15 protein-coding genes and 1 pseudogene are annotated in these 16,388 nt (G+C 62.5%); 9 read left to right on the top strand and 7 right to left on the bottom strand.

Going from position 1 to position 16,388, the window contains the following annotated elements; genetic code table 11:
• The 9 genes and pseudogenes from ACTJJN_RS25765 to ACTJJN_RS25725 all read left to right on the top strand — a co-directional run.
• A partial coding sequence (locus ACTJJN_RS25765) for an acetolactate synthase large subunit (protein WP_440781683.1) occupies positions 1-1,545 on the top strand: 1,545 nt, incomplete at its 5' end.
• Between the two features lie 142 nt (positions 1,546-1,687).
• Positions 1,688-1,822 (top strand): annotated as a pseudogene (locus tag ACTJJN_RS25760) (FAD-dependent oxidoreductase); the annotation flags it as partial.
• Between the two features lie 160 nt (positions 1,823-1,982).
• The gene (locus ACTJJN_RS25755; RefSeq protein ID WP_012051440.1) at positions 1,983-2,879 is read left to right on the top strand and encodes a nitrilase family protein; all 897 of its coding nucleotides are present in this window, start codon (positions 1,983-1,985) and stop codon (positions 2,877-2,879) included.
• A gap of 10 nt (positions 2,880-2,889) precedes the next feature.
• Entirely contained in the window at positions 2,890-4,044 is a 1,155-nt protein-coding gene (locus ACTJJN_RS25750; RefSeq protein ID WP_017148142.1) for a hypothetical protein, read from the top strand.
• Positions 4,041-5,030: an asparaginase gene (locus ACTJJN_RS25745; protein ID WP_047603506.1), complete on the top strand. Its 990-nt coding sequence runs from the start codon at positions 4,041-4,043 to the stop codon at positions 5,028-5,030. Before ACTJJN_RS25750 ends, ACTJJN_RS25745 begins: the two co-directional genes overlap by 4 nt.
• A gap of 91 nt (positions 5,031-5,121) precedes the next feature.
• On the top strand, positions 5,122-5,673 hold the full coding sequence (locus ACTJJN_RS25740; protein WP_012051443.1) for a UPF0149 family protein: 552 nt from the start codon (positions 5,122-5,124) through the stop codon (positions 5,671-5,673).
• 174 nt (positions 5,674-5,847) lie between these two features.
• Entirely contained in the window at positions 5,848-6,477 is a 630-nt protein-coding gene (locus ACTJJN_RS25735) for a glutathione S-transferase family protein (RefSeq protein ID WP_012051444.1), read from the top strand.
• Positions 6,478-6,504: 27 nt separating this feature from the next.
• Positions 6,505-8,541 carry a pyridoxamine 5'-phosphate oxidase family protein gene (locus ACTJJN_RS25730; protein ID WP_014755557.1) on the top strand — a complete coding sequence of 679 codons (2,037 nt, stop codon included), beginning with the start codon at positions 6,505-6,507 and terminating at the stop codon, positions 8,539-8,541.
• A 108-nt stretch (positions 8,542-8,649) separates the two neighbouring features.
• Positions 8,650-9,546 (top strand): LysR family transcriptional regulator, encoded by an 897-nt coding sequence (locus tag ACTJJN_RS25725; RefSeq protein WP_003254840.1) that lies wholly within the window; start codon positions 8,650-8,652, stop codon positions 9,544-9,546.
• A gap of 73 nt (positions 9,547-9,619) precedes the next feature.
• Here ACTJJN_RS25725 and ACTJJN_RS25720 read toward each other — a convergent pair whose 3' ends face one another.
• The 7 genes from ACTJJN_RS25720 to ACTJJN_RS25690 all read right to left on the bottom strand — a co-directional run bounded on the left by ACTJJN_RS25720 (position 9,620) and on the right by ACTJJN_RS25690 (position 16,113).
• Positions 9,620-10,489, bottom strand: coding sequence for an aldose 1-epimerase (locus tag ACTJJN_RS25720; RefSeq protein WP_440781732.1), 870 nt, complete (start codon positions 10,487-10,489; stop codon positions 9,620-9,622).
• 24 nt (positions 10,490-10,513) lie between these two features.
• Positions 10,514-11,437, bottom strand: coding sequence for an EamA family transporter (locus tag ACTJJN_RS25715; protein WP_014755559.1), 924 nt, complete (start codon positions 11,435-11,437; stop codon positions 10,514-10,516).
• Positions 11,438-11,491: 54 nt separating this feature from the next.
• Positions 11,492-12,772, bottom strand: coding sequence for a TRAP transporter large permease (locus tag ACTJJN_RS25710; RefSeq protein WP_014755560.1), 1,281 nt, complete (start codon positions 12,770-12,772; stop codon positions 11,492-11,494).
• Complete coding sequence (locus ACTJJN_RS25705; protein WP_003254832.1) at positions 12,773-13,300, bottom strand: TRAP transporter small permease; 528 nt, start codon at positions 13,298-13,300, stop codon at positions 12,773-12,775.
• Between the two features lie 66 nt (positions 13,301-13,366).
• On the bottom strand, positions 13,367-14,338 hold the full coding sequence (locus ACTJJN_RS25700; protein ID WP_012051448.1) for a TRAP transporter substrate-binding protein: 972 nt from the start codon (positions 14,336-14,338) through the stop codon (positions 13,367-13,369).
• A 64-nt stretch (positions 14,339-14,402) separates the two neighbouring features.
• Positions 14,403-15,284 (bottom strand): glucurono-1,5-lactonase, encoded by an 882-nt coding sequence (locus ACTJJN_RS25695; protein ID WP_014755561.1) that lies wholly within the window; start codon positions 15,282-15,284, stop codon positions 14,403-14,405.
• Between the two features lie 22 nt (positions 15,285-15,306).
• Positions 15,307-16,113 carry an NAD-dependent epimerase/dehydratase family protein gene (locus ACTJJN_RS25690; protein WP_014755562.1) on the bottom strand — a complete coding sequence of 269 codons (807 nt, stop codon included), beginning with the start codon at positions 16,111-16,113 and terminating at the stop codon, positions 15,307-15,309.
• Positions 16,114-16,388: the final 275 nt, after the last annotated feature.

Genomic DNA, 16,388 nt, shown 5'->3' with positions numbered 1-16,388 from the left:
TCCCTGCGCAAGTCGAAGATCAAGCTGGTACTGACCCGTCACGAGCAGTCTGCAGGTTTCATGGCTGCCACCTACGGTCGTCTGACCGGCAAGACCGGCGTCAGCCTGTCGACCCTCGGCCCTGGTGCCACCAACCTGGTGACCGCCAGCGCCTACGCCTACCTGGGCGGCATGCCGATGATGATGATCACCGGGCAGAAGCCGATCAAGAAGTCCAAGCAGGGTCGCTTCCAGATCATTGACGTGTGCGGCATGATGGACCCCATCACCAAGTACACCCACCAGTTCGCCTCGGCCGACAACATCCCGGCCCGCATGCGCGAAGCCTTCCGCCTGGCCGAAGAAGAAAAGCCGGGTGCGGTGCACCTGGAGCTGCCGGAAGACATCGCCGCCGAGCAGACCGACGCGCTGCCGATCCCGCGCAGCCTGCACCGCCGCCCGCTGGCCGAGCACGTGGCCATCGAAGCTGCCGTCGAGAAACTGCAGAACGCGCGTAACCCGATCCTGGTGATCGGTGCCGGTGCCAACCGCAAGATGACCGCCAAGGTCCTCAAGCAACTGATCGACAAGACCGGCATCCCGTTCATCACCACCCAAATGGGTAAAGGCGTGGTCGACGAGCGCCACCCGCGCTTCCTTGGCAACGCTGCGCTGTCGTCGGGCGACTTCGTTCACCGCGCCGTCGAAGCCGCCGACCTGATCGTCAACATTGGCCACGATGTGATCGAGAAGCCGCCGTTCTTCATGGTCCGTGGCGGCACCGAAGTCATCCACATCAACTTCCGCTCTGCCGAAGTCGATGCCGTGTACTTCCCGCAAGTAGAAGTGATCGGCGACATCGCCAACGCCGTGTGGCAGATCAGTGAAGCACTGAACGACACGTCGCACTGGGACTTCACCCGCCTGATGGCCATCCGTGAAGCCAACGAAGCACAGATCGCCGAAGGCGCCGACGACGACCGCTTCCCGGTCTACCCACAGCGCATGGTGGCTGACATCCGTCGTGTACTGCCGTCCGAAGGCATCGTCGCCCTGGACAACGGCATCTACAAGATCTGGTTCGCCCGCAACTACAAAGCGCACAAGCCAAACACCGTGCTGCTGGACAACGCCCTGGCGACCATGGGCGCTGGCCTGCCATCGGCAATGGCTGCGCACCTGGTGCACCCGGACCGCCCGGTAATCTCGGTGTGTGGTGACGGCGGCTTCATGATGAACAGCCAGGAACTGGAAACTGCAGTACGTCTGGGCATGCACATCACCGTGGTGATCCTGCGTGACGACGGCTACGGCATGATCCGCTGGAAGCAGGCCAACATGGGCTTCACCGATTTCGGCCTGGACTACGGCAACCCGGACTTCGTCAAGTATGCCGAAGCCTACGGCGCCAACGGCCACCGCGTGGAAAGCGCCGAAGGCCTGCTGCCGCTGCTGGAGCACTGCATCAAGACCCCGGGTGTGCACGTGATCGACTGCCCGGTCGATTACAGCGAGAACGACCGCATCCTCAACAGCGAGCTGCGTGAGCGCGCGCTGGCGGTGTAAGCCCTGACGACCTTATCGCTGTAAGCCGGCACCCACAGGTATCTCAGATCCTGTAGGTGCCGGCGGGTGGTAGATGGCAACCACTTCATGCCTGTTGCAATTGATCATTCTCAGGTTCTCTACTCATGGAGAACCCGAGAACATGACTATTGGTTCGACACACAATTATCCTACCGATCTGGCCATCGACCCATCACTGCCTATGCAGCCATGGGCCGCACGTTTCCCTAATCCCCCGGATCTCTGCTTCGACTACCGCCGGCTTCTCGAACAAGATCAGGTTGGGAAATAACGGCGTACGGGCCATTTTGTAGGGGGAATCCTACTGCCATTATGTGACTTTCCTTTGGTCCCATAAGACTCTCCTGACTGTCGCTCCCTGGCCCAACATCGCTTTACTGGCGTCCTTCCAAAACAACCACAAAAAGGAAGCCGCCATGTCTGAATCCTGTTCCCCCGTCAGCCCCGTACGTATCGCTGTCATCCAGTACGACCCTCAGGTCGGTCTTGAGCACTGTGAGAGCAACGTGAGCAGAGGCCTGGCATTGGCCCGGCGCGCAGCACGCGAAGGTGCCAACCTGATCGTACTGCCTGAACTGGCCAACACGGGCTACACCTTCAACTCCCGTGCCGAAGCCTATTCCCATGCGCAGGTGCTGCAGGACGGCCCTTGCCTGAAAACCTGGGCCGACTTCGCCAAGCAGTACCAAGTATACCTGGCTGCGGGGTTTGCCGAATGTGACGGGCTGAAGCTCTACGACAGTGCTGTACTGTTTGGCCCCGAAGGCCTGCTCGGGCACTACCGCAAAGCGCATCTGTGGAACCAGGAAAAGCTTTGGTTCACCCCTGGTGACCTGGGGTTCCCGGTGTTCGAGACGCCTATCGGCCGTATCGGCCTGCTGATCTGCTGGGACATCTGGTTCCCGGAAGTACCACGGGTGATGGCCGCGCAAGGTGCCGACATCATCTGCAGCCTCAACAACTGGGTATGGACCCCGCCGCCGTTGTTCGATGATGCAGGGCGCTGCATGGCCTCGTACCTGACCATGACGGCAGCGCATGTCAACAACGTTTATATCGCCGCCGCGAACCGTGTCGGCAGCGAACGGGGCGGGCGCTTCCTGGGCTGCTCGCTGATCGCCGGTACCAATGGCTGGCCGATCGGCGAGGTGGGCAGTGCAGAAGCCGAGGAGATTATCTATGCCGATGTCGATTTGAGCAGTGCACGGTCGGCACCGATCTGGAACAGCCTCAACGACCTGCCAAGAGACCGGCGAACCGACCTCTACGATGCCACCCTTGGCTATCGCTTGCATGCACCTATGCCACGTTGAGGAGTTGCGAATGAACACGCACTTCTTCTCACGACAGCAGCATTGGCTTGTGTTGATGTTCGGCTGCCTGCTGGTGTTTCTCGCTGCAAGCCTTGCCCATGGCCAATGGCTGGATTATGCACAGAGGGTGGCGACGCTCGATGAACCGCTCAGCCGCTTGCGCTGGATTGTTGGTGATATCAGTGAAGTGGCTTTCTACAAGCACGAACTACCCGCGCTGGGCTTGCTGCTGGGCGCGTGCCTGGCGCACTGGGCGCAGGTGCGAGGGTACCGCTGGCAGGGCTTTGCCATTTGCTATGGCAGCGGATTATGGCCATGGGTGTTTACCAGCTCGCTCTTGGGCTTGCTGCTCAGCCATGCGTTGTGGGGATGGACCTTGGCCAGTGGCATCTGGCAACCAACGTTCGTTGCCTTCGTGTCATTGCCGGCAGCCATGGTCTTGCTTTTTGGTGCGGGCTGGCGGGTGACGATCACGGGGGCGCTACTGGGGGCACTACTGGTAACACCGGCCAGCCTGCTGATGGTCAATTACCTGTGTTATCCCCTGCAGTTGCCCGTGGTAGTGGGCAATGTGAGTGGCATGGCTGTGGCAAGCGTCGTGGCCTTCATCCTGTGCAAGCGCTTTCCTTCATGGGTACGCCAATGCGGTGAACCCACCGTCGTGGCGCCGGTTGTCAATCAGCCTGACTACGGTGTGGTCTGGACTTTGCGGCGCGTTCTGGCCGACTTCAGCGAAGCCCCATTCTTTGGTAATGAACTGGCCAGCCTCGGGCTATTGCTGGGTGTGTTGCTGGCATACCTGTTGAGCCCGGCTGCACTGTCATACGGTTCTATGTTGGTGATGCAGATGGTGGCCGGGCAGGCCCTGGCATCCCTGGTCGGGGTTGTATGCTGGCGTGGACAATGGAAAGCCCGTGGGTGGTACCCCACCTACATTCCGATTGTGTCGATCGTCCCGGCCGCGGTGTTGACACATGGCGGCAGTTGGCAAGTGGTGGTGGCCAGTGCAGTGCTGGGTGCACTGTTGGCTCCGCCGCTGGCAGTGGCGATCACTCAGCGGTTGCCGGCCTATGTGCATGGCTACATCGGCAAGGTGGTGTCGATGGCCATCTGCACGCTGGGCATCGTGCCGGTAGTCGGTTTGGTTGTGGGGGGAGAAGCATGAGTGAACATTCGAGCTTGCCCAGGCTGTCGATCGCCACTCTGGGCGGCACGGTCAGTATGCGGGCCGGTGCGGTTGGGGGTGGTGTGACGCCAAGCCTGGATTGTGAGCGGCAACTGCTTCAGGTTCCACAGTTGCGCGAGATGGCACAGTTGAACGTTGCTTCATTGTGCCTGCTCCCCAGTGCATCGCTGGACTTCGCGACGTTGCTGGAGGTGCTGGCATGGGCCCGGGGCGAGGTGGAGCGCGGAGCTCAGGCCTTGGTATTGAGCCAAGGGACCGATAGCCTTGAGGAAACGGCCTATTTCCTGGATCTGCTCTGGCCATTCGAGGTGCCATTGGTGATGACGGGTGCCATGCGCTCGGCGAGTCAGCCGGGCAATGATGGGCCGGCCAACGTGTTGGCTGCGGCCCAGGTTGCATTGGCAAAAGACAGCCATGGGCGAGGTGTGCTTGTGGTCATGAATGATCAGGTCCACTGCGCGGCAAGGGTTCGCAAGACGGCCAGCCTGGCGATGGCGGCATTCGAGTCGCCCGGATGTGGCCCGTTGGGCGACGTTGTGGAGGGGAGCGTGTTGTATCGCCATCCGCCTGGGCGGCGGGAAGTGTTGCCGTTACCGTATCGCATCGACCAGCGCGTTGCCCTGCTGGAAGCCTGCCTGGACGCAGACACGGCGCTGCTGCAGGCTGTGGCCACACTGGGTTATGAAGGGTTGGTCATCGCCGGTTTCGGTGCTGGTCATGTTTCTGCCAGTTGGTCCGAAGTGCTGGAACACTTGGCGCCCACCTTGCCGGTATTGGTTGCTACACGCACAGGGAGAGGGCCTACAGCCCGGGCAACCTACGGGTTTGCTGGTGCAGAAATCGACTTGCAGAAAAAAGGCGTCTACATGGCTGGGCCACTCTGCCCGCGCAAGTGCCGCATCTTGCTCTGGCTGCTGATAGGCGCCGACCGGCAACATGAGCTGCAGGCCTGGTTGCAGCCCTGAACCATCTGCCCGCGCGGTCGTTCGCGCGGGCAGCCCTTCCGGCGTTGCTGTGCTAGGGTGCACACACTTTTGCTCCCCAGGATTTTTACCCATGCTCCCCGTACTCAGCAAAAAAGAACTCGACCGCCTCGAAGACCTGCTGATCACCTATGGCAATGACTACTCGGTGCTGAACCTGGCCGAGCTCAATGGCTTTTTCGTCGCGCTGGCCAGTTCGCCGATCACTGTCCACCCGGAGCAATGGCTGCCCGCGGTGGCGGGTGGCAAGGTACCGAAGTTCAAGAAGCCCGCGCATGAGGAGGCCTACACGGCATTGATGCTGCGTTATGCCAGCCAGGTGGCAGAAGAACTCAGCAATGGTGTCGACCAGTTCGAGCCGCTGTTCGAGGAAAGCGAGGGCGAACAGGGCACTGTGATCGTGATGGAGGAGTGGTGTTTCGGCTACATGCGCGGTACCCAGATTGCCGGTTGGGGCGAGTTGCCACCGGAGCAGGACCCGCTGCTCAAGGCCATTTCGCTACATGGGCTGGAAGATAATTTCGAGCTGCTGGACCAGATGAGCGAAGAGGATATCCAGGCCTGTGTGCCGCAGGTGGTCGAGGCTGCGCGCGGGCTGTACCGACATTTCAAAAAGCGGCACTGATCTGATATCTGCATGGGCTAGTGCTCACCTGCCGGCGCCAGCGCAAGTGTTTGGAAACCATTATTCCGCCCTGCGAAATTATGGTTTCCCCTGCGCACTGATTCTGCTGCCAGCCGATCCAGTGCAGCATGTGCTCCATCAGCCCCATCCCGGCGCTGACCAGGAGCCAAGCCCATGTCGAACCCGATCAAGCTCTACAACTTCCCCAAGTCTGGCCATGCCCATCGCATCGAGTTGATGCTCTCGCTACTGAACCTGCCCACCGAGCTGGTGTTCGTCGACCTGGCCAAAGGCGCGCACAAGCAGCCGGACTTCCTCGCCCTCAACCCGTTCGGCCAGGTTCCGGTCATCGATGACAACGGCACGGTGATTGCCGACTCCAACGCCATCCTCGTCTACCTGGCCAAAAAATATGACAACGGTGCCTGGCTGCCCGAAGAACCTGCCGCCGCCGCCCGTGTGCAACGCTGGTTATCAGTCGCTGCCGGCCCGCTGGCCTTTGGCCCGGCCGCCGCCCGCCTGGTCACGGTGTTCGGGGCTTCATTCAATGCCGACGAAGTGATTTCCCGTGCCCACACCTTGCTCAAGGTGATCGATGCCGAGTTGGCGAAGACGCCATTCCTGGCGGGTAGCACACCCACGATCGCGGACATTGCCAACTACTCCTACATCGCTCACGCCCCCGAAGGCAACGTGTCGCTGGAGCCCTATGCCAATGTGCGCAACTGGCTGGCGCGGATCGAGGCGCTGCCGCGTTTCGTCCCCATGCCGCGCACCGTGATCGGGCTGCAAACCCACGCCTGAAACCCCGCCATCGCGAGGAACGCCGCCATGCAACAATCTCCTGATCACCGCCCCTCGCCCTGGCATACGGGTGAAAAGACCCTGCAGGAAAAGGTCGGTGTAGCAGAACGCATGGAGGCGTTCGGGCAAAAGGTCATTCGTGACCACATGCCCGACCAGCACCGAACGTTCTATCACCAGTTACCCTTCATGGTCGCCGCCAGTGTGGATACCCAGGGGCGGCCTTGGGCCACGCTGCTGGAGGGGCCAGAAGGGTTCGTAAGCTCGCCCGACCCTCGTATGCTGACGATCCACACCACGCTGCCAGCAGATGACCCCGCCACCCCCGGGTTGGCAGCCGGGCAGGCGGTCGGCCTGCTGGGGATCGAACTGCACACCCGTCGGCGCAATCGCATCAACGGGCAGATCCGTCACGCTGCCCAAGGGCAACTGCAAGTGGCCGTGGAGCAGGCGTTTGGCAACTGCCCGCAGTACATCCAGTTGCGTGACTACACCCGCGTCACCGAACCCGCCCTCGGGCGCATCGATGCGACAACACTGGATACCTCAACCGTCAGCATGATCCAGGCGGCCGATACCTTCTTCGTCGCCAGCTATGTCAAGCATGCTGACGGCCAGCGCTCGGTGGATGTCTCCCACCGTGGTGGCCGGCCAGGGTTCATCAAGGTCGAAGGCAATCGGCTGACGATTCCCGACTATGCTGGCAATCTGCATTTCAACACCTTGGGCAACCTGGTGGTCAACCCGCGGGCCGGCTTGCTGTTCATCGACTTCAATAATGGCAATGTGTTGCAACTGTACGGGCGTGCCGAGGTGCTGCTGGACAGCCCGGCCATCCACGCCTTTGAAGGCGCTGAGCGGTTATGGACACTGCAGGTCGAGCAGGTGGTGTGGCGTCCGGCAGCCGTTGCGCTGCGCTGGGCTTTCAAGGAATACGCGCCGACCAGTCTGATGACCGGTACCTGGGCCGAGGCCGATGCGCGCCTGGAGCAGCGGCAACAACAGCGCCAATGGCTGGCCTGGCGGGTGCTGCGGGTGGAGCAGGAAAGCCGCGACATCCGCTCGTTCTATCTCGAACCACCGGCAGGCTGCCATGTGGCCTTTGCCCCTGGCCAGCATCTGCCTGTGCAGGTGCCGCGTGATGGCGAGCCGGCGCTGATCCGCACCTACAGCCTTTCAAGTGCCCCCGACGATGGATTCTTGCGCATCAGCGTCAAAGCCCAGGGCCCGGCTTCGCGGTATTTGCATGAGCACGTTGTGGCCGGCGAGGTGTTGAATGTGCGGTCGCCGATGGGCAGCTTCACGCTTGATCAGCAAAGCACGCGCCCGTTGGTGCTGATCGGCGCGGGGGTGGGCATCACGCCGTTGCTGGCCATGCTGCGTCAGCAGTTGAGGACGGGGCAGGCCCGGCGCATTCATCTGTTCCATGGCGCACGCAGCCTGGCCGACTTGCCGTTCCAGCAGGAACTGGCGACCTTGCAGCAACAGGCTGGCGAACTACTGCATATACACCGCGCCCTGAGCCAGCCTGAAGGGCACGCGCAGGTCGGTCGTGATTACGAGTTTGCCGGCCGGTTGGGTATCGAACAGGTCAAGGCAACGCTGGCGTTGGACGACTACGATTTCTACCTGTGTGGGCCGGGCAGCTTCACCCAGCAGCTTTACGAAGGGCTGCGTGGGGTGCATGTGCCGGATGCGCGGATTCACGCCGAAGCGTTTGGCCCGTCGACGCTGCGGCGGCACAGCGACGCAGACCAGCCAATCTTGCAACAGCCGCCTGCCGCCGACGAACCGGTGCCGGTGTATTTTGCTGCGTCGGCCAAGGAGGCTCGCTGGGTGCCCGGTAGCGGCACCTTGCTGGAACTGGCCGAGGCGCGTGGGCTGGCACCGGAGTTCAGTTGCCGGGGTGGTTCGTGTGGTACCTGCAAGACCCGGCTGGTGAGCGGCCAGGTGCATTATCCGAATCCGCCGGCAGAGTTGCCGGAAGCAGGGTCGGTGCTGATCTGTTGTGCTGTGCCAGCGAAGGGGGAGGAGGGGACGCAGGCGTTGGTGCTGGATGTCTGATTCAAGCCAGTCGTAGGAGCGGGCTTGCCCGCGAAGAGGCCGGCACAGCTAACACCACGCATCCAGATGAACGATAATCCGCACGCCCCATTACCCTCAGGAGCCCGCATGGACCAGATCCACCTGATGAAGGTATTCGTCGCCGTCGGCGAGCTGGAAAGCTTCGCCGCGGCTGCCCGCCGTCTGGACATTTCTGCGGCCGCCGTCACCCGCGCCGTCAGCGCCCTGGAAGAGCAGCTCGGGGTCAAACTGTTGCTGCGTACAACCCGCAGCGTGCGTCTGACCGAGGCCGGCGGCCGCTATCTGGAAGACACCCGGCACATCCTCGCCAGTATTCACGAGGCCAATGAAGCCGCTGCCGGCATCAATGCGACGCCCAGGGGCGACCTGGCGGTGACCGCGCCGATTTTGTTCGGCAAGAAGTTCGTCATGCCGTGCATTGTCCGTTACCTGCAGCAGTACCCGGAAGTCGACGTTTCCGCGTTTTTTCTCGACCGCGTGGTGAACATGGTCGAGGAGGGCATGGACGTGGCCGTGCGCATCGGGCCGTTGCCCGACTCCGGGTTGAAGGCGTTGCGGGTGGGCAGGGTGCGGCGCATGTTGTGTGCCTCACCCGACTACCTGGCGCGCCATGGTGTGCCGAAGCACCCGTCGGACCTGGCCGGGCATGCGATAATCGGCACCACCAACCTGTCGCCGCGGGCGGGTTGGCGCTTCGGAGTGACCGACGAGCCGACCTTGGTGCGCATGAAGCCACGGCTGACGGTAACCAGCAATGACGGGGCAATCGCAGCTGCCAGCGGCGGGCTGGGGATTGCCCGGCTGCTGTCGTACCAGGTGGCAGACGAACTGGCCAGCGGGCAGTTACAGGTGCTGCTGGCCGAGTACGAAGAGGCGCCCTGGCCCATTCATGTGCTGCACCGCGAAAGCAAGTACGGCTCGGCCAAGGTCAGGGCCTTTATCGACATGCTGGCGCAAGACTTGCGCGATCAGCAGCTGGATTGAGGTCGTGCAGCGCGTCGAGAAATGGCGCCAGACAATGTTCGCTATCGTGACGGCCCTTTTTCAGGCAGCCCGCTCACAACGCCCGATACTGCATCCTGAACCCCAGGATCATTGCCTCCCCCCGGTTCAGCAACCGCAACCCTGGTCGCCCTGGCAGGTGATGCGCATTGATTGGGTGGCTAACAGGTTCAAAGCAGAAAAAACCTTGCCCCTGCGGGCAATACAGCAAGAAGTGTTCGGCCCCATTGGCACTGCACGCCAGTCGATAACCCGCGCTGGGCTGTTCGATCACGCACTCGCCTGGCCAGCCACCGAAGGCGTGATCAACCACTGTCTCGGGTAAACGTCCCATGGCATTGAAGCGCCATTGTTCGGGCACCTCGGCCTGGTACGACGGCAACCGCCCATCCTCGGCCAGCCACACGTTGCGTGCCGATGCGTACAACTTGGTATCGGGATACCGCGGAAAGTAAGGGTGCAACCCCAACCCGTACCAGTTGGCCGACTCATCCAGATGGGTTATATGCAGGTCCAGGTTCAGGCACCCCTCATGCAGATGCACATCCAGCGTGGCCCGGTAAGCAAACGGCACAGCACTGTCTAGCGTCAGCCGTGCTCGCTGTTCACTGTGGTGCTCCACCTGCCAGGGCTGCTGCCAGGCACTGCCATGGATCGGGTAAGGGTCATGCCCGGTATTGGGTGCCAGTGCCTGCCACCCCTCGGGTCGGGCAAAGCCACCCTCGCCAATGCGGTTGGACCAAGGCACCAGTGGGTAGCAGGCGAGGCGTCGTGGCGTACCACTTTCCAGTGCGGCCAGGTCGGAATGGCGCAGCAGCGCTTGCCCGGTCGCTTTCACTTCCCAGTTGACCAGGCTGGCGCCCAACTCCGGAGCCAGGCTCAGGCGGGTCAGGCGGTCCTGCAGGTGCAGTTCGGTCGCAGGCATTCAAGGCTCCATTTAAATGAACGATCAATTGGCCCGACGGTAGGTGAGCAGCACGATGCCGCACACCACCACCGCGCCGCCGAGTAATTGCAGGGTGCCGAGTTGCTGGTCGAGCAAGGCCCAGCCCAGCAGTAGCGTGGCGATGGGTTCGACGTTCATCACGGGTGCGTTCTGCGCCATGTTCAGCCTTGGCACACAAACGAACAGCAAGGTGAAGGCCAAGCCATACAGCACTACCAGGCTGGCCAAGGCCGCCCAGCCACTGCTGCTGCCTGGCAGTGACAAACCGGACGGCATCACGCCGCTTGCGCCTGCAACCAGCATGCTGGAGAACACGATCAGCAAAGTCAGCAGGCTGCGCACGGGGCCGCGCACGCTGGCCAGTTTATGGTCGGTGATCCACAAGGCGCAGGCAAAGGCACAGGCGGCGCCGAAGGCCAGGCTGACCCCCGGCACCCAGTGCGGGTTGGCCGCAGCGCTGTCGGCCAGGCGTGCCGGGACATCCAGCGCCAGCACCAGGCCGCACAGGATCAGGCCCATGAACAGTACGGTGCGGCCCGTGGGGCGTGCGCCGCCCAGCGCCCAGGTGAGCAGCGCCAACAGCATCGGGAAGGTGTTGCCCACCAGCAGTGCCAGAGCCACCGGAATACGCGCCACCGCCGAGTACAGGCAGAGGCTCTGGGTGGCAATCAGCAAGCCGAGCAGCAGCTGCCAGCGGCGCGCACCAGCGGGCAGGGCCAGGGCCTGACGTTGCCACAGCAGCAGCCCGGCCAGTACCAGGAAGGTGATGCCCGAGCGACAGAGAATGGCCAGCAACACGCCGGTGCCGTCATCGAAGGCAATGCGCGCGGCGACATGGTTGCCGGCGAACGAACAGGCCAGCAGGGCCAGCAGGGCGATGGCCAGCTTGCGTGGGAACAGGGGTACGGCAGAGGAGGGGACAGCCATGTGCAGGATCCATTTGCAAGAGCCCAGGGGCCGCCAAGCGGCCCCCGGTCATAATTACAGCACCACGCTAGGCAGCCACAGCGAGATCGCTGGAATGTAAGTCACTGCCATCAGCACCAGGAACAGCGCCAGGTAAAACGGCAGCAGCGCCTTCACCGTCGACTCGATGCTCACCTTGCCAATGGCCGAGCCCACGAACAGCACCGCGCCCACCGGTGGCGTTATCAGGCCGATCCCCAGGTTTACCAGCATGATCATGCCAAAGTGCACCGGGTCCACGCCGATACCGGTAATCACCGGCAGCAGGATCGGGGTAAGAATCAGGATCAGCGGCGCCATGTCCATCACCGTGCCCAGCAGCAACAACATGAAGTTGATGCACATCAGGATCACGTAGCGGTTGTCCGACAGGGTCAGGAACGCCGTGGTGATCTTCGACGGGATCTGCATCAGCGTCATTACGTAGCCGAAGCTGGCGGCGAAGCCGATCAGGATCATCACGATGGAGATGGTCCGTACTGTGCGGTGCATCAGCTTGGGCAGGTCGCGCCACTTGTAGTCGCGGTAGATGAACATGGTCACGAAGAACGACCACACCACCGCCACGGCTGCCGATTCGGTGGCGGTGAACACCCCCGACAGGATACCGCCGAGGATGATGACCATGGCCATCAGGCCCCACAGCGCCTCACCGGCAATTTTCAGCGCCTGGCGCAGCGGGATCACTTCGCCCTTGGGGTAGTTGCGCTTCTTGGCGAACAACAGGCACAGGCCCATCATCACCGCGCTCAGCAGCAGGCCGGGCATCACCCCTGCCATGAACAGCGAGGCGATCGATACCGTGCCGCCCGCCGCCAGCGAGTACAGCACCGAGTTGTGGCTAGGCGGGGTCAGCAACGCCTGCACCGAACCGCTGACGGTTACGGCGGTGGAGAACTCGCGGGGGTAACCCTTGCGTTCCATCTCCGGGATCAGCACCGAGCCCACCGAGGCGGTATCGGCTACCGACGAGCCGGAAATCGCGCCAAAGAAGGTCGAGGCCATGATGTTGACCAGCGACAGCCCGCCACGCACGAAGCCCACCAGCACTCCGGCAAAAGCCACCAGCCGCCGCGACATGCCGCCTTCGGCCATGATCGCGCCCGCCAGCACGAAGAACGGAATCGCCAGCAGCGAGAACTTGTTAACCCCACTGGCCACCTGGATCATCATCGCCTGCAGCGGGATGTCGATCCACCAGGCGCCGATCAGTGCCGACAGGCCCAGGGCGTAGGCTACCGGCATGCCGATCAGAATCAGCACGATGAAACTGCCCAACAGAATGAACGCTTCCATTTACGCAGCTCCTTCGTTTTCTTCGACCAGATCAAAGCGCACGACCTTGCGGTTGCTCTGATCGCCCAGCAGGAGTTTTTCCAGCACGAACACCAGCGTCAGCACGCCGCCGACCGGGATCGGCGCGTAAGTCATGCCGACCCGCACACCGGGCAGCGAGGCCAGCGACTGGTTCCAGGTGGTGATGCACAGCCGGGTGCCGTAATAGGTCATGAACACGCACACCACGATCATCAGCAGTTGTACCAGCAGGGCGACCAGCTGGCGCTGCAGCGGCGGCAACCGGTCGGTAATCATCCCCACCGCCATATGCGCCCCGGCGCGATAGCTGGCGGCGGCACCAACGAAGGTGAATACCACCATCAGCAGGATCGAGACCGGCTCTGGCCAGCTGGAGCCGGTACCCAGCACGTAGCGGGCGAAGATGCCCCACGGGATGATCAGCGTCATGGCCAGGATCGACAGGCCCGCGATCCAGATGCAACTGCGGTACAGCGTGTCGTTCACGCTCAGGAAAAGCGATTTCATAGGCATCACCAAAGCGGCAGGGCGGCGGCGGCCGCACTGCCGAGGTCGTCTTGGAAGGGGCTGGTATTACTGGACGGCGTCGATACGCTTCATCAGGTCGGCGTACTGCGCGCCGTACTTCTCGCGTACCGAGGCGGTGGCGTCATAGAACGGCTTCTTGTCGACAGTGATGAACTCGACACCGGCGGCCTTGAGCTTCTCTTCGCTGGCGGCGGACTTGGCGTCCCACAGCGCGCGTTCTTCCATCTGTGCTTCGCGCGCGACCTTTTTCACCAGCACCTGCTGCTCGGGAGTGAGCTTGTTCCAGGTGGTCTTGGACATCACCACCGGCTCCGGCAGGATCAGGTGGCCGGTCAGGGTGTAGTACTTGGCGCTCTGGAAATGGTTGTGCTCAAGCAAGGTCGGCGGGTTGTTCTCGGCGCCGTCGATCACCCCGGTTTGCAGGGCACTGAAGATTTCCCCGGTGTCCATGGCGATGCCGTTGCCGCCCATGGCGTTCATCATGTCGATGAACAGCGGGTTGCCCTGTACGCGAATCTTCATGCCTTTGAGGTCTTCCAGGCTGCGCACCGGCTTTTTGGTGTAGATGCTGCGCGAGCCGCCGTCCATCCAGGCCAAGGCCACCAGGTTGAAGTCGGAGTTGGTGATCTTGTCGAGGATCTCCTGGCCGATCTCGCCATCGATAATCTTGCGCATGTGATCATGGTCGCGGAACACGAACGGCATGTTGAACACGTTCACATCCGGTACGACCGGGCCGACGATCCCTAAGCTGACGCGGGTCATCTGCACGGCGCCGATCTGAGCCTGTTCGATCACTTCCTTCTCCGATCCCAGCACCCCGCCGGCGAACATCTTGAAGGTAATGTCGCCATTGCTGGCCTGTTCCAGCTTTTTACCCATGTTCTGCTCGGCGACCACGGTCGGGTAGCCGGCCGGGTGGATTTCGGCGAACTTGATGTCCAGCGCCGAGGCGGGCATGGCCACGCTGAAGGCGAACGGGAGTACGGCAAGAAGCAGCTTGCGTTTGAACGTCATGATGAAACTCCGTGGTTTTTATTATCCGGTTTCGGGCGTGCAAGTGTGGGTGTGGTAGTGGGGCTCAGCCCCGGTAGGCAGGTTCCTCCAGGCCCTTTGTGCCAGGGTTGAGGGCAAATACCCCGCCAGCCAGTGGCTGGTCGCCGAGGTCGATGCCCGCGGGGCGGATCGAGGTGACGTACAGGGTGTCGAGGTTGGCGCCACCAAAGGCGCACATGGCCGGCTTTTTCACCGGCACGCTGAGCGAGCGGTCGAGGCGCCCGTCAGGGGTGAAGCGGTGAACTTGCCCGGCGTCGTTGCCGCAGATCCAGTAGCAGCCATCCTGGTCGATCGCGGCGCCGTCGGGGCGCCCTGGGTAGCCGCGCATGTCGACGTACAGCCGTTTGTTGTGCGGCGTACCGCTGTCGGTGTCGTAGTCGAAGGCCCACACCTTCTGCACGTTGGGGTGCGAGTCGGACAGGTACATGCGCTTGCCATCGGGGCTGAACGCCAGGCCGTTGGGCACGATCATGCCGTCTTGCTGCAGGTGCAGGTGGCCTTCGCCGTCATGCCGGTACAGCGCACCCACATGGGCGCCTTGCTGCATGTCCAGCAGCATCGTGCCGGCCCAGAAACGGCCCTGGCGATCGCAGCGGCCATCATTGAAGCGCATCCCGCCCTGGGCATGCTGCAGGCTGGCAAGCAGGCGGCTATCCAGGCGGCCATCGGCTTTGGCCTGGATCTGGTAGATGCCGCTTTCCATGCCTGCCACCCAGCCTTGGCCGCTACGGGCAATGCAGGCGAGCATTTCGTCGCCTTGCCATACTTGGTGCGCGCCATCGGCGGCCTGCCAGCGGTGCAACTGGCGGGCGGGAATGTCTACCCAGTACAAGGCCTGTTCACCGGGGTGCCACACAGGGCTTTCGCCGGTACCGTTACGGGCGTCGACGATCAGTTCGCAGTTCATGGCCGTGCCTCCTGGCGTGGGGTCAGTTGAACGGGCCGGCCACGGCGAAAGCGCCGCCCTGGTAGACCATGCTCGGGTCATCGGCGGCGGGTGCCGGTTGGGCCTCCACGGCTGCGCGGAAGGCTTCCGAGCTGTCCTTGGGCACATAGCCCAGGTGCGCGGCATGGCGGTTGTCCCACCACACGGTGCGATTGTCGGAGGCGCCGTAGACGATGGTATGGCCAACGTTGGGCGTCGATAGGCCACGTTCGATCAGTTGCACCAAGTCGTCATAGCTCAGCCAGGTGCAGAGCATGCGCGGGTTCTGTGGCTGCGGGAACGACGAGCCGATGCGAATGCTGACGGTCTCGATGCCGTAGCGGTCAAAGTAGAAGCTGGCCACATCTTCGCCGTAGCACTTGGACAGCCCGTAATAGCTGTCGGGGCGGCGCGGCGCGTGAGCGTCGATGCGCTCATCCTGGCGGTAGAAACCGATGGTGTGGTTGGAGCTGGCGAAGATGATGCGCTTGACCCCATGCTTGCGCGCCGCCTCGTACACGTGGAACACGCCACAGATATTGGGGCCGAGAATCTCTTCGAAGGCGTGCTCGGTAGAAACCCCGCCGAAGTGGATGATGGCGTCCACGCCTTCGACCAGTGCATGCACCGCAGCCTTGTCGGCCAGGTCGCAGGTGATGACTTCCTCATGCGGGCCAGCAGCAGGCGCCATGGGGCTGATGTCGGAAAGGCGCAGGACCTCGGCGTAGCCTTTCAGGCGTTCGCGAAGGACCTTGCCCAGGCCGCCTGCGGCTCCGGTGAGCAGCAGGCGATTGAAGGGGGTAGTGGTCATGGCCGGCTCTTGTTGTTAGTTGTTGTAGGTTGTCGTATGACTTGGGTGATTATTGGCGGTGGTTCTGTGTGTTGTCAATGAGGCTTGGGCGGCTTTTGCCGGCCTTTTCGCGGGTAAGAAAAGGCGAAAGGCCTGCGCGGTCGCCCGTAGGAGCGGGTTTACCCGCGAATGGGCCAGGCCTGCTGGCCAATCTCCACCCGCCGTTCACCGTCGCCGCCACCACCGTATTCGCGGGTAAACCCGCTCCTACACCTGATCAATGGTGGACACAGGTC

Source organism: Pseudomonas sp. 22515, assembly GCF_052044625.1.
GTDB lineage: Bacteria > Pseudomonadota > Gammaproteobacteria > Pseudomonadales > Pseudomonadaceae > Aquipseudomonas > Aquipseudomonas alloputida.
The sequence above is the reverse complement of the archived record's forward strand: the minus strand, read 5'-3'. Positions and strand labels throughout refer to the sequence as shown.

Coding starts and splice junctions, on each gene's coding strand:
- ACTJJN_RS25740 (WP_012051443.1), top strand. CDS start 5,122: ATGCTCCCCGTACTCAGCAAAAAAGAACTCGACCGCCTCGAAGACCTG.
- ACTJJN_RS25690 (WP_014755562.1), bottom strand. CDS start 16,113: ATGACCACTACCCCCTTCAATCGCCTGCTGCTCACCGGAGCCGCAGGC.
- ACTJJN_RS25720 (WP_440781732.1), bottom strand. CDS start 10,489: ATGCCTGCGACCGAACTGCACCTGCAGGACCGCCTGACCCGCCTGAGC.
- ACTJJN_RS25705 (WP_003254832.1), bottom strand. CDS start 13,300: ATGAAATCGCTTTTCCTGAGCGTGAACGACACGCTGTACCGCAGTTGC.
- ACTJJN_RS25710 (WP_014755560.1), bottom strand. CDS start 12,772: ATGGAAGCGTTCATTCTGTTGGGCAGTTTCATCGTGCTGATTCTGATC.
- ACTJJN_RS25750 (WP_017148142.1), top strand. CDS start 2,890: ATGAACACGCACTTCTTCTCACGACAGCAGCATTGGCTTGTGTTGATG.
- ACTJJN_RS25700 (WP_012051448.1), bottom strand. CDS start 14,338: ATGACGTTCAAACGCAAGCTGCTTCTTGCCGTACTCCCGTTCGCCTTC.
- ACTJJN_RS25730 (WP_014755557.1), top strand. CDS start 6,505: ATGCAACAATCTCCTGATCACCGCCCCTCGCCCTGGCATACGGGTGAA.
- ACTJJN_RS25755 (WP_012051440.1), top strand. CDS start 1,983: ATGTCTGAATCCTGTTCCCCCGTCAGCCCCGTACGTATCGCTGTCATC.
- ACTJJN_RS25695 (WP_014755561.1), bottom strand. CDS start 15,284: ATGAACTGCGAACTGATCGTCGACGCCCGTAACGGTACCGGCGAAAGC.
- ACTJJN_RS25735 (WP_012051444.1), top strand. CDS start 5,848: ATGTCGAACCCGATCAAGCTCTACAACTTCCCCAAGTCTGGCCATGCC.
- ACTJJN_RS25725 (WP_003254840.1), top strand. CDS start 8,650: ATGGACCAGATCCACCTGATGAAGGTATTCGTCGCCGTCGGCGAGCTG.
- ACTJJN_RS25715 (WP_014755559.1), bottom strand. CDS start 11,437: ATGGCTGTCCCCTCCTCTGCCGTACCCCTGTTCCCACGCAAGCTGGCC.
- ACTJJN_RS25745 (WP_047603506.1), top strand. CDS start 4,041: ATGAGTGAACATTCGAGCTTGCCCAGGCTGTCGATCGCCACTCTGGGC.